Origin of the sequence: Cobetia sp. 14N.309.X.WAT.E.A4 (assembly GCF_030397495.1) — a bacterium.
Lineage (GTDB): Bacteria > Pseudomonadota > Gammaproteobacteria > Pseudomonadales > Halomonadaceae > Cobetia > Cobetia marina.
Genome location: NZ_JAPNXT010000007.1, coordinates 1 through 21,630, shown reverse-complemented (window position 1 = coordinate 21,630; position 21,630 = coordinate 1). Strand labels below are relative to the sequence as shown.

18 protein-coding genes are annotated in these 21,630 nt (G+C 56.7%); 4 read left to right on the top strand and 14 right to left on the bottom strand.

What is annotated here, in order from left to right; translation table 11 throughout:
* Nucleotides 1-60: 60 nt before the first annotated feature.
* The 6 genes from OW493_RS10815 to OW493_RS10790 form a co-directional block, all read right to left on the bottom strand.
* Nucleotides 61-405, bottom strand: a complete 345-nt coding sequence (locus OW493_RS10815) for a hypothetical protein (RefSeq protein WP_191236871.1) — start codon at nt 403-405, stop codon at nt 61-63.
* A gap of 836 nt (nt 406-1,241) precedes the next feature.
* Nucleotides 1,242-2,336, bottom strand: a complete 1,095-nt coding sequence (locus OW493_RS10810) for an ADP-ribosylglycohydrolase family protein (RefSeq protein ID WP_289864135.1) — start codon at nt 2,334-2,336, stop codon at nt 1,242-1,244.
* Nucleotides 2,337-2,641: 305 nt separating this feature from the next.
* Nucleotides 2,642-3,682, bottom strand: coding sequence for an Ldh family oxidoreductase (locus OW493_RS10805; protein WP_289864134.1), 1,041 nt, complete (start codon nt 3,680-3,682; stop codon nt 2,642-2,644).
* 31 nt (nt 3,683-3,713) lie between these two features.
* On the bottom strand, nt 3,714-5,042 hold the full coding sequence (locus OW493_RS10800) for a TRAP transporter large permease subunit (RefSeq protein WP_084208862.1): 1,329 nt from the start codon (nt 5,040-5,042) through the stop codon (nt 3,714-3,716).
* Nucleotides 5,039-5,554 (bottom strand): TRAP transporter small permease subunit, encoded by a 516-nt coding sequence (locus OW493_RS10795; protein WP_084208863.1) that lies wholly within the window; start codon nt 5,552-5,554, stop codon nt 5,039-5,041. Before OW493_RS10795 ends, OW493_RS10800 begins: the two co-directional genes overlap by 4 nt.
* A 79-nt stretch (nt 5,555-5,633) precedes the next feature.
* Nucleotides 5,634-6,692, bottom strand: coding sequence for a C4-dicarboxylate ABC transporter substrate-binding protein (locus OW493_RS10790; protein ID WP_191236868.1), 1,059 nt, complete (start codon nt 6,690-6,692; stop codon nt 5,634-5,636).
* Between the two features lie 402 nt (nt 6,693-7,094).
* Here OW493_RS10790 and OW493_RS10785 point away from each other — a divergent pair, with 402 nt between their 5' ends.
* Entirely contained in the window at nt 7,095-7,703 is a 609-nt protein-coding gene (locus OW493_RS10785) for an XRE family transcriptional regulator (protein WP_289864131.1), read from the top strand.
* A gap of 95 nt (nt 7,704-7,798) precedes the next feature.
* On the opposite strand, the gene OW493_RS10780 is transcribed toward OW493_RS10785, so the two are convergent.
* Complete coding sequence (locus tag OW493_RS10780; RefSeq protein WP_191236867.1) at nt 7,799-8,167, bottom strand: RcnB family protein; 369 nt, start codon at nt 8,165-8,167, stop codon at nt 7,799-7,801.
* A gap of 755 nt (nt 8,168-8,922) precedes the next feature.
* Between OW493_RS10780 and OW493_RS10775 the strand changes: the two genes are divergently transcribed.
* The gene (locus tag OW493_RS10775; protein ID WP_084208867.1) at nt 8,923-10,683 is read left to right on the top strand and encodes a hypothetical protein; all 1,761 of its coding nucleotides are present in this window, start codon (nt 8,923-8,925) and stop codon (nt 10,681-10,683) included.
* A 147-nt stretch (nt 10,684-10,830) separates the two neighbouring features.
* Entirely contained in the window at nt 10,831-12,312 is a 1,482-nt protein-coding gene (locus tag OW493_RS10770; RefSeq protein ID WP_289864126.1) for a mannitol dehydrogenase family protein, read from the top strand.
* A 132-nt stretch (nt 12,313-12,444) separates the two neighbouring features.
* Here OW493_RS10770 and OW493_RS10765 read toward each other — a convergent pair whose 3' ends face one another.
* The gene (locus OW493_RS10765) at nt 12,445-13,341 is read right to left on the bottom strand and encodes a drug/metabolite transporter (RefSeq protein WP_289864125.1); all 897 of its coding nucleotides are present in this window, start codon (nt 13,339-13,341) and stop codon (nt 12,445-12,447) included.
* Nucleotides 13,342-13,834: 493 nt separating this feature from the next.
* On the opposite strand from OW493_RS10765, the gene OW493_RS10760 reads away from it, so the two are divergent.
* Nucleotides 13,835-14,599, top strand: a complete 765-nt coding sequence (locus OW493_RS10760; protein WP_289864123.1) for an SDR family NAD(P)-dependent oxidoreductase — start codon at nt 13,835-13,837, stop codon at nt 14,597-14,599.
* Between the two features lie 106 nt (nt 14,600-14,705).
* Here OW493_RS10760 and OW493_RS10755 read toward each other — a convergent pair whose 3' ends face one another.
* From OW493_RS10755 to OW493_RS10730, 6 genes are all read right to left on the bottom strand, one after another.
* Nucleotides 14,706-15,338, bottom strand: a complete 633-nt coding sequence (locus tag OW493_RS10755; protein WP_289864122.1) for an antibiotic biosynthesis monooxygenase — start codon at nt 15,336-15,338, stop codon at nt 14,706-14,708.
* A gap of 297 nt (nt 15,339-15,635) precedes the next feature.
* Nucleotides 15,636-15,914, bottom strand: coding sequence for a PAAR domain-containing protein (locus OW493_RS10750; protein ID WP_077377206.1), 279 nt, complete (start codon nt 15,912-15,914; stop codon nt 15,636-15,638).
* Nucleotides 15,915-15,917: 3 nt separating this feature from the next.
* Nucleotides 15,918-16,955 (bottom strand): DUF6708 domain-containing protein, encoded by a 1,038-nt coding sequence (locus OW493_RS10745; protein WP_289864119.1) that lies wholly within the window; start codon nt 16,953-16,955, stop codon nt 15,918-15,920.
* Between the two features lie 2 nt (nt 16,956-16,957).
* Nucleotides 16,958-19,705 (bottom strand): T6SS effector BTH_I2691 family protein, encoded by a 2,748-nt coding sequence (locus tag OW493_RS10740; protein WP_289864117.1) that lies wholly within the window; start codon nt 19,703-19,705, stop codon nt 16,958-16,960.
* A complete protein-coding gene (locus OW493_RS10735) occupies nt 19,702-20,622 on the bottom strand; it encodes a DUF4123 domain-containing protein (protein WP_289864116.1) in 921 nt (306 codons plus the stop codon). The genes OW493_RS10740 and OW493_RS10735 overlap by 4 nt, the downstream gene beginning before the upstream one ends.
* Before the next feature lie 10 nt (nt 20,623-20,632).
* Nucleotides 20,633-21,630, bottom strand: a 998-nt coding sequence (locus OW493_RS10730; protein ID WP_289864114.1) for a type VI secretion system Vgr family protein, incomplete at its 5' end; no start/stop codon positions are given.

The window sequence follows — 21,630 nt, the reverse complement described above, 5'->3', positions numbered from 1 at the left end:
TCCTCGATGAAGATGAAGTGATGATCAGACCTGGAAATGCAGGTCAGGGATGATGGTCAATCAGACGTTGCTGTCGCTCAGGGCGTGCTGAACGCGGGTCGCGGCGACACTCTTGCCAGCGTCATTGTCGAAGGCCTGTTCACGGCTGGCGGTAGCGCTGCCGTGCCCTTCAATGGACGACTGGGTCAGCGCGGTCTCGACACGACCTGCCGCAACGCTCTTGCCGGTTTCCGCGAAGGTGGCCTGAGTCGTCGGGGCCTGCTGGGCGGTGCCGACGACGACGTCCTGGCTGACGGACTGCTGAACACGCTGGGCGGCCGGGCTGTCATCAGCCGCGAAGGTGGCGGTGCTGACGGTGGCAAGAGCGGCGGCGGCGATCAGAGTCTTGAGATTCAGAGTTTTCATTGGGTTTTCCTTTCTATGTCCTGGGCAATATTGCCCTTGTGATGTCGTATGCAGTCTTGGCTGCATCCGTCTAGCTTGTTAACAGACTAATGATTATTGCGCTATCACACTAGCCGTGCTGCTGGCAGCTCACTGTTTCCATCAAAGAACCAGATTGCGTTGCCTGGGCATTGCCCTGCTCCTGAGGATTGTTGGTGAACCTCAAGAGGTACAACCTTCAACCCTCTTCTGCATCACTTCTGTATAACCTTGAAGGTGCGGACATCCCATGATCGAGAGCGGATCAGATGCTTGGCACTGTCCAGGACACTGCCGTATGACGTTTAAACTTTGGTCGCAATCATCAGAAAGGCATTCATCAGCAACTTGTCCTCTTACCCTGCTGAAACCCTCACCGTTGTGCTTGATGAGTATTACGCTTGAGCAAACGGGTTGGATGCATGCCATCTTCAAAAAAGTCGCAGGCGTCTTGACAGGTGCCTGCCATCGACCAGATCCAGACTGCCGTTTCGTGCAATGTGGAGTGAGCGCATTGTGGACGAATCCCGCATCGGCACATATCCCCCCACTGGAACAGCATTGATTCCACTAGCGAACCAATAAAAGCCTGTATTGAACGTCTGGTCAGGCAGCAGTCTACGACTTTGGTAATAACCGCAGCGTTATCAATCGCTTACGAAACCCTCTGATGTTGTCCTCGGATCGCCCACTTGAGGCATGCCCTCACCTTTGCGCTACCGACGTTTCGTGACAGCCGCCAAAAAGGCATCGTCAGACACGAAAACGCGGGGCAATCCAAGGATTGCCCCGCGTTCAGTCAGCTAGCGTTGCGCGTATCAATAGCCCGGGTATTTCTCCCAGACCCACCGCTCGTCCTTGCCACCCCCGTCGGTATAGAGCTCCCAGCGAGCGCAATCGTGCAGGTCCTGGGCCACCTCGCCGATGACCTCTCGCAGTTCAAGCGGCTCCAGCCAATCAGCGGGTATCGCCTCTTCTCCCCATTGCGCCCCGAGCAGGTTGCCCGTGATGGCCCCCGTGGAATCCGAATCCCCATCATGATTGACCGCGATCTGGATCGCGGAGCGGAAATCCCGCGCGGTGAGTGCGCAATACACGGACATCGCCAGGGCCTCTTCCGCGATCCATCCCAACCCCAGCATCACGACAGCCACCTGCGGCGCAGTGTCGGACTCGGCAAGCTCGCAGGCTTGCTTCAGGGCCTGCATGGTCTCTTCGCAGCCTGATTTGCGCTCGAGAATGCGCATGGCGTGCGCAAGTGCCTGTGCCATCGAGTCACCCGCCACCAGGCATTGGGTCATCACCGCCAGCACCCCGCCCGTCAGCTGACCGGTCACGTGGCCATGGGTCAGCGCGCAGACCTCTTCCCCGAGTGCGAAGCACATCTCATAGGAGGCCCCCATCACATGCGCGAACAAGCCGACGGGGGCCACGCGCATCACACCCCCACAGCCCTTGCTGTCGTTCTGCGCGGTGTCACTGTAGGTGCGCACCTGTTTGAGCGCGGACAGACACGTCATGCCCGGGGCGCGGCGCGAATGCAGTGCCGGCTGCTTGATCAACCAGCCACTGTCCAGCCATTCCTGTTCCGTTGCCTTTTGCGTGCGTTCCCCTTGGGTGTACAGCCAACGTTCATAGGCACTGTTGACCAGGCTACCTTGCGTCGTGATGCCTCTCAGACAGCCGCGCACGTGGCTACGCAACAGACCCTCGGCGGTAAACAGTGTCATCTGCGTATCATCGGTAATCCGCCCCAGCCCGCCATAGGCCGGTGCGTAATCGCGTATTCCTTCACTTCCGAAGCGCGCCTGGATCTCCTCGTGCGACAGGAACTCCACTGCCGCCCCCAGCGCATCTCCCACCGCACCACCCAACAAGCAACCCCGAAACCGCGATGTCGTCTCAAGCGTCATGTCCCTTTCCCCTTCAATGGCCATCAAGATGGCATCAACGACCCTCAACACGGCTTACGCTAGCAGCAACGGCACCTTTGCGGAAAAACGCCCACATCCGGTGGTGCACATAATCAGGCAGAACTGGATGGGCGCCCAGTATCGGTGAGCACTGAGGATGACAGCGACGACGATGGACACCTCATATAGAAGAACGGCCGCCCAGGGGCGGCCGTTCTTCTTGCTGCAGTCATGACCTCATGCCCTCATGACGTCCTGCCGCGCGCCTGTCAGCGATGACTCGGCTGCTCGGCGCAGGCAACTTCTCAGGAGGCAAGCTCGAGAATGTCGTCATACAGCGCCCGGGAGAGTGTGACGCCCTCCTCCAGATGCTTCTGGCGAGCCTGATAGCGACGCTCGGAGGAAAGACGCGCGCCCTGCTGCTTGACCAGGTCGAACAGCCGTTCAGAGCGCAGCATGTGCTGCTGGGGGCTGCCCCCCGTGAGACGCGCCGGGTCCATCGCGATGATCATCTCCCCATGATACGGCAGGCTGCCCTTGCCTTGATCATGCTCGCTGGATTCGATACTGAGCATGTCACCGATCAGCGGCCCTGCGATCAACTCGATCATGATCGCCAGCGCAGAGCCCTTGTGCTCACCGAACGGCAGCATCGCGCCATGATCCAGCACCTCGGCAGGGTCCTGTGACAGCGCGCCCTCTCGATCAACCCCCCAGCCCAGCGGAATCTCATCCCCCTGACGACGATGCAGCTCGATATCGCCACGTGCGATGGCGCTGGTCGCGAAGTCGAACACGTAGGGATTGCCATCCCCGCGCGGCCAGCCGAAGGCAATGGGGTTGGTGCCCAGCAGGGGCTGGCTGCCTCCATACGGCGCCATGTACGACTGGGTCGGGTTGCAGGCGATGGCTACCAGCCCTTCACGGGTCAGGCGCTCGATCTCGACCCACAATGCCGTGCCATGCACGCAATGGTTGATGGCCAGAATGGCAATCCCATTGGCTCTCGCCTTGCTGAGCAGCTCAGGCACGCCCTGCTGGAAGGCCAGCGACGAGAAGCCACCCTTGGCATCCACCTTGACGATGGAGGGCGCCGTATCCTCGACCACCGGCACGGCGTCCGGCACCACTCCTCCATTGTTCAGCGTGGCCACGAACCCCATCAGGCGATAGAGCCCATGGGAGCGACAGCCATCCATCTCGGCTGCGACCAGCGCATCACTCATGGCCTCGACATTCGACTCGCTGAAGCCATGGCGTGTCAGCACCTTGTGGCATAGCGAGGTGAGCGCCTCTCGATCGAGATTGATGTCCATTTCAGTATCTTCGTGCTTTGCATCACTCATGCGTACGCGTTCCTTTTCAATAAGGCGACCATCATTTCCAGGACGGCCCGCTGATGGCATCAGGCAACCACAGCGCAAGCCCCGGGAATGTGAGAATCAACGCCAGTACCACCAGCTGCAGGACGATGAAAGGCACGACCCCCTTGTACATGTGCTTGAGCGTCACTTCGGCAGGCGTGATGGCGCGTAGATAGAAGATGGAGGGGGCAAGCGGCGGGGTCAGATAGCTCGTCTGCATCACGATGAGGAAGGCCACGCAGAACCAGATCTCATCAAACCCGAGCAGACCGATGACCGGCATGGCCACGGGGATGACGATCAGCACCACCGAAATCATGTCGAGCACGAAACCGGCCAGGAAGGCGATCAGCAGGATGGCACCGAGAATGAACCACGGGCTCATGCCGGTATCCAGCAGCAGCGACTGAACGGTCGCCATGCCACCGGAGGCGAAGAAGACACCGGCGAACATGTTGCCACCCAGCACGATGAGCAGAATCATGGCGGTGATGTTGAGCGTGCGTATCGCGGCATTCCACAGGATGGACAGCGTGAGGTTGCGATAGCCCAGCGCCAGCAAGACGGAGCCTAGCGCACCACAGGCTGCCGCTTCCGTCGGCGTGGCGATGCCCATCAGAATCGTGCCCAACACCACCATGATCAGACTCATGGTCGGCAGCAACGCACTCAGGGTGATGGTGAGCAGCTTGCCCCAGCCCGGATGTTGCTCATCTTCTTTGAGTCGCGGCGCAAGCGCAGGCTTCAGCGCACAGACCACGACGATGTAGACGAGGAACAACAGCGCCATCAGAAGCCCCGGAATCAACAGACCACTGAACAGTGACCCGACGGAGACACCCGCGACAGGCCCGAGAATGACGACGGTGATGGAAGGCGGAATTGCCGTGCCCAATGAGCCACTGGCGCAGATGGTGCCGGAGATGAGTGACTTGTCATACTGATGCTTGAGCATGACCGGCACTGCCAGCATACCGATCACTGCCTCGGTCGCACCCACCACGCCGCTGGCAGCCGCGAAGATGGTCCCCATGATGACCGCGCCGACCCCCAGGCCACCCGGCAACCGGCGCGTCCACAGATGGATGGCACCGAACAGCCGCTCGGCGATGCCGGAATTCTCGAGCATCGCGCCCATGAAGATGAACAGCGGCACGGCCGCCAGAATGGAGTTGGACGCCGTGTCTTCGATCTTGGTCAACAACTGATAGGCAGCGGCATCACCGAACTGGGCGACGCCGAAGACCGTCGCGACGACGATCATCGAGAAGGCGATCGGGAAGCCGAGCACGATCAGCGCGATGAGGGCCGGGAACATGATCAGGGCAAGGAAATCGCTCATGAGGACACCTCCGCGCCATGATCATGACCCAGCAACGTGCTCCAGAGTTTGAACATCTCCGCGATCACCTGCAGCGTCAGATAGACAAAGCCCAGCCACCACACCCCGAAGACTGGCCAGATCACCGGATTCCAGGCCGAGCGACCAGAGCGCTCATTGCTGGAGAAGGCCTCGATCGCATAGAACGAAAGCTCCCAGACCAGCCAGCCCAGTACGGGGAGCAATACGCCATAACAGGCCAGATGCACCCCGGCTTTCAGACGTGGCGAAAAGTTCTGACTCAACACATCCACACTGACGTGCTGGCCCACGCGAAGTGCATTCGCCATGCCAAACATGAAGATGGCGCCCATCACCATGTAGCTGACCTCGAACGCCCACAGGGTGGGCCTTCCCAGCACATAGCGACTGAAGACCTCATAGACCAGCGCAAGCACCAGCGGCAGTATCAGGACAGCCCCCAGATACCCCGCCCAACGGGTTTGACGCTCAATGGCATCGACTATTTTCATGACAACCTACCGAATGACAGTCAGGGGGAAGCACAGGCAAGGGCCTTGCCTGTGCCGGAAACGTCAGTTCCTGCGGGGGTCAGCGCCCCATTTCCCCGATCGGCAGACGGTAATCCTGCCAGGTGGTCATGCTGTCCTTGAAGGCGCGTTGTGACTCGAGCACGCGCGCGAACCACTCGTTCTCACCCGCCTTCTCATCTTCCCAGGCACGTGTCTCTTCGTAGATGGCATCGATGAAGGATTGATCCAGCTGCACGATCTCATTGGGCCCCTCTTCCAGCTCCTTGAAGGCCTTGAGGTCGGCATAGGAGCTGTCGAGCCAGGATTCGAACACGCTCAACTTGCCGGCAAGACGCAACTGACTCTGCTGGGCTTCGCTCAGGCCATCCCATGCATCGACATTCACTTCGCACTCGAGGATGCCACCGGACTGGTGGACGCCGGGCAGGATGACGTACTGCGCCACGTCCTGGAAGCCGGTCGGCTTGTTGAGCTCCGGGCTGCCCCACTCCGCGGCATCGATGACGCCACGATCCAGCGCCGTGTAGATGTCACTGCCCGCCATCACCACGGTAGAGGCCCCCAGGCGCGAGGCGATTTCCGCCCAAGCACCGGATGTTCTCAGTCTCAGTCCCTGGAAGTCTTCCAGCGTCTGTACCTTCTTGCTTGAGTGCAGGAATATCTCGGTGCCCAGGGTGGAGCACGGGAAGGCCACGACTCCGAAGACTTCACGACGGAACGCTTCATAGAGCTCGACACCGCCACCCTCGTACATCCACAACATGAACTCTTCCGGCGTCAGGCCACTGGAGTGCCCAGCCAACAGCGCCGCCGTCGGGTCAGTCCCGTAGTCATAGTTGATGTAATTGTGGCTGACCTGCGCGACACCGGACTTCACGGTATTGGTCACGCGCAGCGCGCCACCCAGCGTACCGCCCGGGAACACCTGAATGCTCACGTCACCATTGGTCAGCTCATTGGCATAATCGGCAAACGTCTTGGCATCTCGCTCAAGCCAGGGGCCGCCCCCCCAGGGGGTTGCCATCTTCCACTCGATATCAGCGGCCTGGGTGGTCGAGGTGACCAGCAGACCGGCTGCGATGCCCATGCCGAGCACATTTTTCGTGAGGCTATGCATTCTTGTTTTCCTCGTATTGTTCCAGTCGAAGGTGATTCCGTCTCTGAGCGTCTTGCACCGCAGTACGGGCATCCCCCATCTCACGATGCCCGCGATCACACATTCTCGCGCTGGAAGACCTCCACCGGGCGCGACATGACGTCCACGAAGGCGAGCAGATCCACCACCAGCAATTTCACTTCAGGAACCAGAGTTGCATATACGCAACATTGCGTCAAATGTGAATATTGGCTCGACATTTTGCACGAGGAAGCTCTAAATGAACCCTATCAAGACCTACGAGCACGCCGCTTCCCCATGACTCGGCACGCGGTGGCAAGCGCTTTTCAGCCGACAGGCGCTGCGCACTGACAACGCTCAGGGACCCGACAATTGCAGACGATCACGATGGAGCACGCTGACATGACATCTCACCAGGAAACGCCGATCGCCCTGAAGCACCGAGAACGCAAGGCAGGCGCCATTGGTGACAATCTCAAGGCACTACGCAAGGAGAAGGGGCTGACCATCGCGGCCGTGGCCAGCGCGTCGGGCATCTCGGCGGCCAGCGTGTCGAGAATCGAGAATGGACGCATCTCACCGACCTTCGAGGCGATCGTGAATCTCGCCAAGGGCCTGAACGTGGATGTCAGCGAGCTGTTCTATCACACGGAGGACACGTCATTTCGGGGTTGGCTCGCCTTGACGCGAGCGCAGGAGGGAGAAGTCATCGAGACGCCCAACTACCGCTATCGACCGCTTTGCAACAACGTGGCGTCCAAGGAATACATGGTATTGGAAACCACCGTGCTCAATCGCAGTCTCGAGGAGTTCGGCGGCCTGCAAAAACATTCCGGCCAGGAACAGATCATCGTGACCAGCGGCGAGGTGACCGTCTGGACCGAGCTTTACGACCCCATCCATCTCAAGGTCGGCGATAGCCTGGCCTTCGACAGCACCCTCGGACACGCCATCACCTACAACGGCGACACCCCGGCGACCATGACCTGGGTATGCAGCGCCTACGCCTGAAGCCACTGCCGGCAAACGGCGCATGCAAAAAGGGCCTCATGAGAGGCCCTTTTCTTGAAGCTGGCTTGAGCAGCCGAGAACAACGATCCAAGTGATCAGCGATTGAGGATGATCGCAGTGATCGCGCCACCCGCCACAGCTGCCAGCACATAACGCCCATCGATGTTCAACCACCGATGTCCGCGCGGCGGCTTGGACAGGTGACGGTGATGCCAGTCCTTTACCCAATAACGCTGATCGGAATAATAGTGACGCGGCAGGTGGTCGCCACGACGCCAATGATGATCACGGCGCGCCTCGTGGCGGCGTTCTTGATGCTTGTGGTGTTTCTTGTAGTGCTTCTTGTGATGGTGCTTGTCGTGATGACCATGACCATGGCCACGGTCATGCGGCCCGGCCTGCGCCAGGGGAGCGCCCATCAGGGAAACGATCATCATCAGAATGGTCAGTGTGCGTGTTCGCATGGCTGGCCTCCTCGCAATGCCCCGCCGCCCTGTCGGCGCCGGGTGTCAATAAGGGCATTTCCTGATTAGGAAACAGTGTTGCATAACCTTATCGACATCCCGAGGAGGCCGCAAGATGTCTCAATTTTCGCGATCTTTGTCGTTATTTCGTGCATATTCCGTCGCCTGGCGCCGAAGTTGATGTCGCTTCTACCCAACACCCTGCTGCCTTGCACCATCTCTCTCGTTGAGCGGTCACGGTACCGCCATGCCTGCCTTGCGCACTTCGCTCGCTCCTCCATTGCCTCCCCCATTGCCTCCTCAGTGCGCGAGTACCTGTCAGGAAATCGGTAGCGAGTCATGCACCACATTGGTTCACCCAAACCATGCTCGACTCGGTCTTTCATCACCTTCTCTATAGGCAGGTTTCGCCAGGACACCAGGTTTCCATCGCCGGACAGAGCGTAAGAACGGAAAAATCCACTTTGCTGAATCGTGTCATTGAACGCCGACATTTCCCCGTAACCCCACGTTTCATGCGGCCTTCAGCCTCATCGAGACCATAATCTCCGAGATCACCCGAGGACATAGCCCAAAGTTCAAGCACGCGGGCTTTGCGTTTTGATGACCATTCATCGATCATTTGCACCACACCTGAGTCATTTGATCGATAAAAGACGATCTACCCCTGTCATCGCCGATAGGAACGCCAAGGCGGCTGCGTGACACCTCGGGTAGGAGCAGCAAGACAAGCCGTAAAAAAACAGGAGCCAATCATGGCCAGTACTGCGCCAGATTTGGATCGGCAGATCGCCCATATGGACGACGAGCTACTGCCGGTACCACGTCACAAACTGCACCGGTGGCCGCACTTTGCCGGTCTCTATGCCGCCGAGCACGTTGCCGCGACCGAGTTCGTCATCGGTGCCACCTTCGTGGCACTCGGTGCCGGTATCTGGGATATCCTGCTGGGCCTGCTGATCGGTAATGGTCTGGCGGTACTCAGTTTCTGGTTGATCACCACACCGATCGCCATCGAGACTCGCCTCAGCCTCTTCACCTATCTCCACCGCATCGCCGGTGATTCGATGTCTCGGCTGTACAACTGGGCCAACGTGATCATATTCACCGCCATCTCGGCGGCCATGATCACCGTTTCCGCCACGGCGGTCAGGCTGTTGTTCGACATACCCGCCCAGACCCAGGCCTACCCCACCAGCTTCGAGTTCATCCTGCTGGCGCTGGCCGTTGCCGCCATCGTAGTACTGGTTGCCGTCTATGGCTTCAATGCCCTGACGGAATTTGCCAGCATCTGCGCTCCCTGGCTGATGCTGATGTTCACCGTCGGCGGCCTGGTGCTGCTGCCGGAACTGGCCGAGTCCGTCACCGGCAACACCAGCCTGGACAGTTTCTCGAGTTTCATTGATGTCGCTGGCAGTACCGTCTTCACCGGGATCAATTCCCAGGGCGAGGCAGGCATCGGTATCTGGGAAGTCATCGGCTTCTCCTGGGCGGCCAACACCTTCTCCCACTTCGGTCTGATCGACATGGCGCTGCTGCGTTATGCCAAGCGCATGCGCTCCGGCCTTGCGACCAGCACCGGCATGATGTTCGGCCACTACGTCGCCTGGATCTCCGCCGGCCTGATGGGCGCCGCTACCGCTGCCGTCGCGGGTATCAGCATCGATGTGCTGGAGCCGGGTGAAGTGGCACTGCACGCCCTTGGCGCCGCCGGCTTCGTGATCGTGGTCGTCGCTGGCTGGACCACCGCCAACGCCAACCTGTATCGCGCGGGCCTTGCCGCACAGTCGGCCATGCCGAACCTGTCGCGCAACAAGGCGACGCTGGCCGTGGGTATCTGCGTTGCGGTACTCAGCTGCTTCCCGTTCGTCTATCGCAGCATGCTGCCGCTGCTGACCTACGCCGGTCTGGTACTGGTGCCGGTCGGCGGGATCATCTTCGCTGAGCATCACCTGTTCCCGAAACTCGGCTTCAGCCGTTACTGGGCGCGCTACAAGGGGGTGAAGCACAACACGCCGGCGCTGGCGACCTGGGCGCTGTCTCTGATCTTCGGCTTCGGTCTCGAGATGGTCGACGTGATCCCGTTCTATTATCTGTTCCTGCCGACCTGGTTCGTCTCCATCATTCTCTACACCCTGATGGCCAAGTCCGCCGGCGCCGCTGAGTCCTATCCGGAAGCGGAAGCCACCGAAAAGCACTTCCAGGAGCGAGTCGATGCCTTCCACGCCAAGCAGGCCGACACGACCAATCATGCCCCGGTCAAGGACACATCAGGTCTGACCAAGGTCATCCGAGCCATCTGGATGGTGATCGGTCTCGTCATTCCTCTGGTGCTGGCGCTGCGCGTGCTGTTCGGCAGCCCGGACCTGGCAAGCTACGAAGCGAACCGCGAGCTGTTCTATGACGTGACCATCTGGTCGACGATCATCTACTTCATCTTCGCGTACTGGGAACTGCAGCGCAGCAAGGCGCTGTTCAACAAGCAGTCCCCGAAGCAAGCGGCCACCGCTGGCTGAGTCGGCAGGGGACACGCAAGTCCCCTGCCTGGTCCGCGGCGAAGGTAGCCTGACTCACGAGGGCAACCTTCGCCGCTGGCCGTTACGACCTACCCTTTCTTTACCCATCTTGACCCGACCGCGATATGCGGCAGGAGACCTCCCCCCATGACTCGTCTCTCCAATGCCAGTCTGACTCAGCTGGACGCCAAGGTTGCCACCCCGAACTACGATCGTGCTGCGGTCAGCGCCGGCATCGTCCACTTCGGCGTGGGCGGCTTCCATCGTGCACACCAGGCCATGTACCTCGACGAGCTGATGAACCAGGGCAAGGCACTGGACTGGGGCATCGTCGGTGTCGGCGTGATGCCGGGCGATCGCCGCATGCAGGAAGCCCTGTCCTCTCAGGACCACCTCTACACCGTCGTGCTCAAGCACCCGGACGGCAACTACGAGCCGCGCGTGGTGGGCTCCATCATCGATTATCGCTTTGCACCGGACTCCCCGGATGCCGTGATCGAGCTGATGGCCGACCCGGCGATCCGCATCGTCTCGCTGACCGTCACCGAAGGTGGCTACAACTTCCACCCGGTCAGCGGCGAATTCAATCTCGAGAACGCCGACGTCCAGCACGACCTGGCCAACCCGGGTGAGGCCAAGACCAGCTTTGGCCTGATCACCGAAGCCCTGGCACGTCGTCGCGAGCGCGGCGTCGCCCCGTTCACCGTGATGTCCTGTGACAACATCGAAGGCAACGGCAACGTCGCCCACAAGATGTTCACCGCCTACGCGCGTGCACGCGATGCCGAACTGGCCGCCTGGATCGAAGCCGAAGTGCCCTTCCCCAACTCCATGGTCGACCGCATCACGCCGGTGACCACCCCGGATGACATCGAAGAGCTGTCCTCACGCTTCGGCGTGGAAGACGCCTGGCCGGTGGTCTGCGAGCCCTTCACCCAGTGGGTGCTGGAAGACCACTTCGCCAATGGCCGCCCGGCCTTTGAAGATGCCGGCGTGCAGCCGGTGGAAGACGTCGAGCCCTATGAGCTGATGAAGCTGCGTCTGCTCAACGCCGGTCACCAGGCACTGTGCTACTTCGGCTATCTGGCCGGCTATCGCTACGCCCACGAAGCCTGCAACGACCCGCTGATCGTCGACTTCCTGCTCGGCTACATGAACGAGGAAGCTCGCCCGACGCTGGCCCAGCTGCCGGGTATCGATCTCGATGCCCACTGCCAGACGCTGATCGAGCGTTTCGCCAACCCGGAAGTGAAAGACACCCTCGCGCGCCTGTGCGCCGAGACCTCCGACCGCATTCCGAAGTTCCTGATCCCGGTGGCCCACGCACAGCTCAAAAACGACGGTGAACTGCGTCGTACCGCGGCTGTCGTGGCCAGCTGGGCACGTTATGCCGAAGGCGTCGACGAGCAAGGCGAGACCATCGACGTGGTCGACCCGCTGAAGGACGAGCTGATGGAACGCGCCAGCCGTCAGCGCGAAGAGCCGACCGCCTTCCTGGACAACCGTGAACTGTTCGGTGATCTGGTCGATCAGCCGCGCTTCCGCGATGCCTACCTCAAGGCCCTGAAGAGCCTGCACGACAACGGTGCCCGCGCCACGCTGGAAATGCTGGTGGCAGACGCCAAGTAAGCTTCACGCGAAGTGAACAGGCCTGTGGGGGAAGGCAAGACTGCCATCCCCCACAGGCGTCAGCAGAAAGACAAAAAGCGAGACAGGCCACCGCCTGTCTCGCTTTTTTTGTGCCTCATGCCACGCCTTTCCTCACACCAGCGCGACGGTCCACAACCCTGCCAGCATGACGCCGATGCCGACCCACTTGACCATGGCCGAACGCTCGCGCAACCAGACCACGCCGAGCACCACCCCAAGCGGGATCGACAACTGACGCATGGCGACCACAAGGCTGACCTCTTCCGTCAGCGTCATGGCGATCAATACCAGCCCATAGGTCGCCATCACCATCACGCCGGTCAGCAACATGCTGCCCCGCTCGCCCTGCCACAGCATCGGCAGGCGACGACGCTCAGTCGGTAACAGCATCACCAGAGGTGCGCCCCAGGCGACCGTCATCATGGCCTGCAACACCAGAAAGACAGCGCCTGCAGACGTCGGCGAATAGCCGACACTCAGCATGATGTCGAGCGCCTGCTTGTCGATCAGCGAATAGCCAGTGGTCCCCAGCGCTGCCAGCAACGCGAACCCCAGCGCGGGGGTCAGATAGGTTCTCGCTCGCAAGCCCTGCGGATTGCTCAAGGGCAACATGAGCGCACCGAGCACGATCAGCCCCATGCCGGTGAAATCCGACACTGTCAGCGCCTGGCTATCCAGCAGGCTCAAGGAGACCAGCGGCACCAGCACTACGGGCAAGGCACGCGCGATGGGATATAGCACACTGACCTCGCCGCGCGCATACGCCCAGGCGAGCCCGCCCATGTAGAGCGCCTGACACAGCCCCGTGGCCACCAGCCAACCCCAGAACTCATCCGGCAGCTCGTTGAACGCCGGCCCCAGTGCCAGCAACGGTGCAAAGATCAACGCCCCACTGCCCATGGCCAGCATGAAGAAAGCCAGCGACGGCGCTCGGCCCTTGCCCAGCAGATTCCAGCCGGCATGCAGACAGACCGAGATCAGGATGAGTCCCAAAGCCAATGAGCTCATGAGACACGCATTGCGTTCAGGATTCCCCAGGCAAGGGTCATCGCCTGAACACTGTGACGTGAGCGGCTAGCCAGGCGGCGATTATGATTACGCATGTCTTCTTCCTTGTACGAGAAAAACGCCATCAGCTCGCAGAGACTGGCTCCCACGTGACGGCAAGGATGAGGCGCTTTCTGACGGAATGCCGTCAGCACAGCTCGTCCCCAGGCAGCGGACAGGTGATCGCGGAAGACACCAGCGCGAGCCATCATCAGGCAAGGTCACCAGCCAGAGTGCGTTACCAGGCTTCAGCTGCGGCGTACTGGGGGCATCGGGCCGCCGAGGAGTTGGATTTGCCAAGACGCTATCACATTCGCAAGGCTCGCACTGATCGGGCATAGCTTGGCCTCACGGCTTTCTGGCTCGCCTAGCAAGCGCTCCCCCGCGGGCATTCGTGGTCGCCCTCTTTCTGCAGTAGGCTTGCGTGAGACTTTACTGATATGGGAGCCGCGACATGCATGACGTCAAACCCTTCGACCTCAGTCATCAGACCGCCGTGGTGACCGGTGCCAGTCGCGGTATCGGGGCCGCCATGGCGATCGCCCTCGCCGAGGCCGGCACCGATATCATTGCCATCAGTGCCAGCATGACCGCCGATGGTGGTGATGTAGGTGAACGTATCCGCGCCCTGGGGCGCACCTTCCAGGGCATCGCATGCGACGTTTCCGACCGCAGCGCCATCCAGCAGCTGGCTGCGCAGTTGAGTTCGACTCGGGTGGATATCCTGATCAACAACGCCGGCACCATCGAGCGCGCCCCGGCCACCGAGCACACGGACGCGCAATGGGATCGCGTCATTGATACCAACCTCTCCGCCCCGTTCATCCTGACCCGCGAGATCGGCAAACAGATGGTCGCGCGCGGCAGCGGCAAGATCATCTTCACCGCCTCACTGCTCTCCTTCCAGGGCGGCATCACCGTGCCGGGCTACGCGGCCAGCAAAGGCGGCATCGCTCAGCTCACCAAGGCTTTCGCCAATGAGTGGGCCGCTCATGGCGTCAACGTCAACGCCATCGCACCGGGCTATATCGCTACCGACAATACCGAAGCCCTGCGACAGGATGCACAGCGCTCCCGCGATATCCTCGCGCGCATCCCCGCCGGGCGCTGGGGATCACCAGACGACTTCAAGGGCCCGGTAGTATTCCTCGCATCATCTGCTTCGAACTATGTGCATGGCACCGTTCTGACGGTCGATGGCGGCTGGATGGCACGCTGACGCTCATGTCGACTGGAAACTACTAAAACAGACAAGGCGCAGCCTGAGATGGCTGCGCCTTGTCTTCAAGATGGAGATGTAGAGAGCGCAGGTCCTGCCAGTCAGCTCAGAACTCGCTGACGATGTTCAGGTACTGCTGCATATCACCAACCATGGCCTGCTCCAACAGCTTGCCTGTCTCGATGGCATAGGGCTGCTGGAAATGAATGTCCCACAGGTCTGGTTCCGTACGCCAATGCTCGTATATCACCAGCGTGTCGTCCTGGCCTTCGATGGTATACAGATCAAACACGAGATTGCCCGGCTCCTCACTGCGCGTCTTTGCCACATGCGTGGTGAATTGTTGCAGCAACCGAGCGCGATATTCTTCCTTGATCTTGAAGATGAAGAAGATACTGAATACCTCATCTTCCGGCTGCACGTGCCTGGGGTGCGCCTCATGCAATGGCGCCGGGTCAGTATCATTCAAGGGCATCACCTCGAATGGCGATGCCAACGCCGTGTCAGCCAGTTTCAGCAGGGCTTGCGCGTAGGGCTGGTTCACATGTGCCTGATGCGCTTCGGTGCTTGCCCAGCGCTCATAGGCGAAAATGGTGGTGGGAGAATCCTTGGCCGCGAAGAAACGCATTTCCAGCATCCCCGGTTCAGCCGCTGAGCCCAGCTTGTTGTCAGCCAAGGCCTGCTTGAAGGTATCGAGTTGTTCGGGCTTGACGTCAAATTTCACGATCAAGGTGAGCATGGAGATGCCCCTTATAGTCAGTGGTTGTCATCGGCCCAACGGCAAGACCCGCTGCGTCACGTGGCAGCAGGTCTGTCTCGGGAAGTGACTGACACTATCTTTCGCTGCCTGGCTGAAAAACCCGCGGCGCAGAGAAAGACTTTCAATGAAACCTTGAACGTGAATGCAGCCCCCGCCACAGCAATGCGCCGCCTGAAACATGAGACCGCGGCACTTATGCAGATCCAGAACGAAAAATCCCGCAGCCAAGGCTACGGGATCATCGAATACGGATACCACATGGGCAAGCTCACGCCCTCACCCCAAGCCGTGCTTGCCACTCGCGGCAGAAATCAGCGCCGCCCCACATGCCGTATGGCAGCCATGAAACGCTACCGGCTTGCCATTCAAGCTGATAGTGGGATGCCCCTCGATGATGCTGCAGGTGCTGTGGCCATCCTTGGGGCACGTCACCATGTCCCCCACCACTGCCACCGGCTTGCCCTCCAGCAGATAGTTGGACTGGGCAGACACCACCTTACCGCCATGAGTCGTGCTATCACCGAGCACGATAACGCCATCACCGGAACTGAACATAGCTTATAACAACCCCACTAAACTATAGCACCCAATATAAATCAAGGCGCTTGATATAATGCTGCCTACAACAAAACATATGATAGGCCAAGTACCCTCAAAAAAACTCAATTGGACATTATTTTCATAACCTCTACTAAACTTATCTAAACTCACATTTTCGTATTTCTCTTTAACATATGAGGGCCATTCGGGTGTTTTACTTGTATACACCGCGAAGAGACGACACCAAGCCAGAACTGCCATGAAAGGAGAAGTTATAAATTGCAGCACAGGGTTAATGGATGTCAAAAGCATTGCTCTGAAGATACAAAATAAAAAACCCTCTCTTTTATTATCTATCGGCATGCATATATCTATAAGTTTCGAATTCTCCTTATACCCTGCAGGCTCCTCCATGTATTTCCTGATAAACTCCCAAATTGCATATGCATCATTTTCATCACCCCAGGCGGGATAACCTAAAGAGAATGTTTCTAGAACAGTCTCTTTATCTTCACCCAACACATGTGCTTTTATTTCATAATAATCTTCGCTAGAAAAGGGTATGTTGTTAGCCTCGATATAAATAAACAAGTCATCCCAGTTTTCGCTTACGAATTTACCTCTAGGTAAAATTGCATACACTTTATGCTCCACTCGGTCAAACCTGACTGGATAGTACGTTTTTTGAAAAGATTCCAACCTTAAGTATTTATATCCAATATAACCGAGCGGCGATAGAATCACCAACATACCCATAAGAACGATCCATGCCCCAGATTCTTCTTTATTAATAGTAGCTAATAACAATGCAATTGATGTAAAAAAAAATAGAACCAACATCCCGAAAGCATATATTAACGAATGTCCTTTATGAGAATACCAACGATCCACTACTTCCAAATATCTATTATTCATTTTGACAACCGAAAAAAGATCTTTCGGCAGACATTGCATTTTACACTTAGGATTTAATTGTTTAAGTTTTTCATCCTCAGTTAGTTTTCTATTAACAGGATATTTTAGCAATTTACCTTCAGTCAAACCTTTGAAATCCATATTTACTCCGAGAAAATAGTATTTAATACTGAATTTTGTGACTCTAGACTATTAAACCCGTCGGCATTATCACCAAAATAACTATCGCCCAGCCAATCCTGCAATTTATTTGTTGAAAACATTGAAATAAGTATATTTATAAAAATAGCACCCGCAGCTAGAATCAACCCCCAACCAGTTAGAGTTAATGTAACACCTAATAATGTTGAAGTTGCTGTTGACGTACTGACCACCAAAACATAGGATGACATTCCCAGCACGCCTGATAACAAAAAGGCTGCAGTAGTCCAATATTTACCTTGTTTATATGCATCAATGGCAGAAATGAAATCCAAAGCACTAAATACTATAGCGGCCGTCCAGCCAAATAGCTTCCCAAAGAAACTAAGCACCTTATTAAACGAACTAGCACTCCACTGTTGCATTCTGTTTAGTGTTATCGCTTTCTTTTGCATGCTACTATGAAGAATATCCGCAGCACCACCGAGAGTACCTGATGCTATTGCACCCAATTTAGCGTTCAATAGATAGGATTCTTTATCACTTGCAGAATCTTTTAGTGTCTTGTTTTGAGCAAGAAATGTTAAAGAACCGATAATAAGCGAAACGACACCTAAACTATTACTACGATCACTTAATTTTGACCAAAGGGTGCCACTAAGTTGCGAGGCACTCATTTTACTTATTTGTGACTGAGTATAAATAGCATTATCTGCTAGCTTTAGCAATGACTTGCTAGTAGTTGCATCGGAAACATTTTCAACCAGCATCAAATGATCATATATTACTGTATGCTCAAATAACCCCTTTCCCTTTGCAACACTAGCTCTCTTTGATTGCCTTGTTGCCACTTCAATATATCTATCAAAAATATCGGGATTTACATTTTTGAATTGAGGGTTAGCCTGTTCCATACCATTTCTAATAGCAGGCAATAAATCTTTCAATGTACCGTTGACAGTAACCTTAACTATTTGCCGTTCAGCTAACATTCCTAATACTGCGAAACTAGGAAGTCTTTTTTTATCACTAACATTCCTCAGCGCCTTCACATAAGGAGAAGCGACCATAGCCAAAAGATAACCTAATGAATCTTTATAGCCTGGATTACTCTCCATTAATGCTTGATAAGCTGATATAAGCCCTGACCATGGAAGACTTACTGTATCTTCAGCATCCATACCTTCTTTAAGCGCACTATGTACTATTTCTTTCAAATCCTTATTATTTAAAACTAAAGCTCTAAGCAGCCAATTATCACTGGTTATCTCCTTTTGGCTTAGTAAATACGTAAATTTATCATGTATTTTTGAATACTGCTGGGTATCAAGTAGACATTTCATGACAGTAGTAGAGAAAGCTACTCCACACTCTATACTTGAGTCATCATGACTTGAATTCAACTTTTCCAGAAAAGAACTTGAAGCAACCCAGTTTAAATATGCATCAGCAAGTGGATCCATAACATCATTGTTGTGTTTATCTAACTTTACCTTATAAACTTCTTCCTCCCATTTTTTATTCTTATATATATTATTACCGTTTTTTGTGGTGACATTACCAATCATCTTACTATAATCATTCCATGCTTCACTACTTACCTCCATAAGCTTTTCATCTGTTATTTCAACTTGGGCCTCGTTTTTCTTATCTTCAATATATTGTAACTTTGCATCCTCACCCAAATAACTCCAGTAATTAGGAGCGCGGGCTTCAAGCATATTCAAATGTTTACTTACATTATCATCTGTGATTTTCTTTATGTATTGGCCTGCAGCTTGCTCTCTAACTGCTTTTTCAATATCATTGATTTGCGCCGCAGTAGTCAGCGGCCACTGCCAAGAGGGATTATTAATAAATTCTTTTAATTTATTATTCAACAACATTGCGACATCTGAGGTGATTCCTACAGGGTCATCTAAAGCAATCATCACAGCAGATACATCATCTACAGACTTACTGTCGGCCCAGCTCACTAAATTATCGACGTCATCAGCCATTCCGTTTACCGGATCCAAGCTGAATTCAAGACCAGTCTCGTCAGTTGAGTCTTGTTCTTGTTTATTTGTTAGTTCCTCAATCGATGCCTCAGCAACATATTGGGATATTGTACTAATGGAAGAAGCATGACTGGCTTGTCCGCTGCGCCATTCCGCAAGCGATAATTTTCGCATCTGGTCACGGCGTTTTACCGTAGTACCCTCTACCACTTCATTGGTTGCATGTTCATGCCAGACCCGGTTTGTCCAGGCAGTATCAGAAAAAGCAAGATAGATATTATCGGCGTTGGCAGCATCCGGTATGGTAATACAGCGCCCTGGATATTGATGTGCGGAGTTATTGGCAGCACAAGAAAATTCCACTTTACTAGACGGAGTCTTGAGCTTATTGCTGACACCTTGTGTCGGATTTGCAGGATCCATTGCCACCAGCAATGAATGCTCTATCTCTTTGACGTAGGCATAGAGATATCCCTTCTCTGTGACCACATAACCCGACCATGTCCCCGCCGCTTCGTTGTAAACGTAAAGGAAGCCAGCACGCATCAAGCGTAGCGTGTAGTCCTGCCCATCGGGCAACGTCGCGACATCTGTCACTCCTTCACCAAAGGGGCCATTGACGACTGGTGCGCGTGGCGCAGGGATCTTGCTGTCAGTGCGTGCGATGGCGTAGCGCACTGGCAAGATGGGCAGGCCTTCTCCACGGCAGAATGAACAATTGGCGATGGATGTCGTGTCGTCGGCGCTCATGGGGCCTCCTTGCAGGTAATGCGGGAATTCATGTCGGCTGCCAGACGTTCCAACGTGGCAGCGTCGAGATCTTTGCAGGCTGTGATGTAGCTGCCGCCTTGCTCACGAATGCGGTCAAGACGGGCGCGCAGTTCTGGATGGGCGTGAATATCGGGATGGTGGCAGACAGCCTGTTCCACGTAGCGCTGGCAGTCTCGATCACTGGCCAGCGGAATGTTTCTGGCGCGGACGATCAGCTCATCGACCCAGCGCCACAATCCGGGCGTCTGAGGTTGCTGTGGCGCGAAGACTTGCAGATTCATCAGGCAGGCATTCAACAGGGTGATACGGTCAATCTTTGCCCAGTGCTGCGGCTCCAGGAACAGATAACTGAACCGTGGAGGCGTCTCTGCTTGATAGCGCCGTCGCTGCCATTGACCGCCCTCGCCCTGCCAGCACCATGCAGAGATTGGCCCTAGAAGGCGATCCAGGTGCTCGTCTTGCCATTGCCAGCACAGGTGGCGAAACACGAGTGGGTCATAGAAGCGCAGCCACCAGCGCCGGGAGTCTCCTTTACGACGCTGGACAAGCTGCTCTTGAAGATGCCCCGCCACACGTTCAGCCGAGGCTTGGGTCTCGAGAAGCGCACAGAAGAACGCACTACCGCGCTTTTGATAACGCTCGATGCGCGCTATCAGCGCGAGGCGTTGTGCCTTGTTGAGTTCATGGAGCCGAACCAGGCGCGGCATCAGATGCGAGCGTATCTTGGCAGCGGGATTCTCCAATGGCTGAGATGGCAGATCGCTCCAGTCCACCTCTTCCACCGTCAGCGGATTGAGCAAGGCGAATCGCTGCCGGGTCAGCAAATCTGCCAACGGCTCGCTGACCGTCTCGGTCGCAGGTTCGGCGAGAGTGCCGTCTCTCATCACTTGCGTCATGACAACTTCCTCATAACGCGACAGCGCCGGCGTTGTAGTCATCGGCCCCTGTCATCTGTGTCTCGCAGCCACCTTCGGGTAACTCAGGCATGGTGCCCTCCAGACTCGCAGGCCCGCCAAAACTATGTTGCGCACCTTTGACATCGACCTTGCCCGGCCCGTGTACTTCGATATTGCCGCCACTCAGGCGGATATAGCCGCCGCCGCTGGTGAGCAGAATCTCGTTCTTGGCCTGGATGGTGACGGTGCCTTCGGTGGAGGTGATGGTCATGTCCTTCTCGGAGGTCAGTTCCATCGCATCACTCTGCGCCTGCATTTCCACCTTGCCACGTGCAGCAAACAGCTTGATGCCGGCACGTTGCACGAACAGCGAGAACTTTTCGGAGAGCGAGGCGATCAGGCTGCGGCCGGTGGCCAGATTGATGTCTTCGCCGCTGGTGATGCTGAGTGACTTGCCCTGTGCCAGATGGGTGGATTCCGGCGTGCTCAGCGCGATGCCTGCCGGTGAGCTGACATGCAGCCAGGGGGCATCGAGACGAGCAGCCTCACCACGGCCCCCCGCAGCGGCACTTGAGGCGGAGCTGCCATCAAAATCACTGCCACTGTCTTCCGCGCCATAGCGGCCCTGGGCATCTTCACTGGCCAGCTTGAGGTTATCGAGGGTCGCGAGTGCTTCCGCCTCATGGCTGGTAGCACTCTCGCTGAGCGTATTGGAGAGCTGATAGGCGCTGGCCAACTGCTGCTGAGCGGGGGTGAGATCGAGCTGTTCGCCACTGGCGGCGATCTGCCCCCAGCTGGTCAGCAGCAGCCCCTTATGCGCACGGATGGCGCCGTAAGCGTCCGAGCGCAGCTCGAAACCGGTGCCACGGAAGCTGCCACGCGTGTTGCCCTGCTGATGGATCAGATAGCCCAGATTGAGCTGGGATTTCTCGTGCTCCGAGTTCAGGCGCACGCGCTCCTGATCCGTCGCATCATCGAAGACCAGCTCGTTGTACTTGTTGCCGCGGT

Bases quoted from the DNA above. Each gene is read 5' to 3' on its own strand.
- OW493_RS10755 (WP_289864122.1), bottom strand. From the start codon at position 15,338: ATGCTCACCTTGATCGTGAAATTTGACGTCAAGCCCGAACAACTCGAT.
- OW493_RS10745 (WP_289864119.1), bottom strand. From the start codon at position 16,955: ATGGATTTCAAAGGTTTGACTGAAGGTAAATTGCTAAAATATCCTGTT.
- OW493_RS10815 (WP_191236871.1), bottom strand. From the start codon at position 405: ATGAAAACTCTGAATCTCAAGACTCTGATCGCCGCCGCCGCTCTTGCC.
- OW493_RS10750 (WP_077377206.1), bottom strand. From the start codon at position 15,914: ATGTTCAGTTCCGGTGATGGCGTTATCGTGCTCGGTGATAGCACGACT.
- OW493_RS10770 (WP_289864126.1), top strand. From the start codon at position 10,831: ATGACTCGTCTCTCCAATGCCAGTCTGACTCAGCTGGACGCCAAGGTT.
- OW493_RS10790 (WP_191236868.1), bottom strand. From the start codon at position 6,692: ATGCATAGCCTCACGAAAAATGTGCTCGGCATGGGCATCGCAGCCGGT.
- OW493_RS10810 (WP_289864135.1), bottom strand. From the start codon at position 2,336: ATGACGCTTGAGACGACATCGCGGTTTCGGGGTTGCTTGTTGGGTGGT.
- OW493_RS10780 (WP_191236867.1), bottom strand. From the start codon at position 8,167: ATGCGAACACGCACACTGACCATTCTGATGATGATCGTTTCCCTGATG.
- OW493_RS10775 (WP_084208867.1), top strand. From the start codon at position 8,923: ATGGCCAGTACTGCGCCAGATTTGGATCGGCAGATCGCCCATATGGAC.
- OW493_RS10735 (WP_289864116.1), bottom strand. From the start codon at position 20,622: ATGACGCAAGTGATGAGAGACGGCACTCTCGCCGAACCTGCGACCGAG.
- OW493_RS10740 (WP_289864117.1), bottom strand. From the start codon at position 19,705: ATGAGCGCCGACGACACGACATCCATCGCCAATTGTTCATTCTGCCGT.
- OW493_RS10800 (WP_084208862.1), bottom strand. From the start codon at position 5,042: ATGAGCGATTTCCTTGCCCTGATCATGTTCCCGGCCCTCATCGCGCTG.
- OW493_RS10765 (WP_289864125.1), bottom strand. From the start codon at position 13,341: ATGAGCTCATTGGCTTTGGGACTCATCCTGATCTCGGTCTGTCTGCAT.
- OW493_RS10805 (WP_289864134.1), bottom strand. From the start codon at position 3,682: ATGAGTGATGCAAAGCACGAAGATACTGAAATGGACATCAATCTCGAT.
- OW493_RS10760 (WP_289864123.1), top strand. From the start codon at position 13,835: ATGCATGACGTCAAACCCTTCGACCTCAGTCATCAGACCGCCGTGGTG.
- OW493_RS10795 (WP_084208863.1), bottom strand. From the start codon at position 5,554: ATGAAAATAGTCGATGCCATTGAGCGTCAAACCCGTTGGGCGGGGTAT.
- OW493_RS10785 (WP_289864131.1), top strand. From the start codon at position 7,095: ATGACATCTCACCAGGAAACGCCGATCGCCCTGAAGCACCGAGAACGC.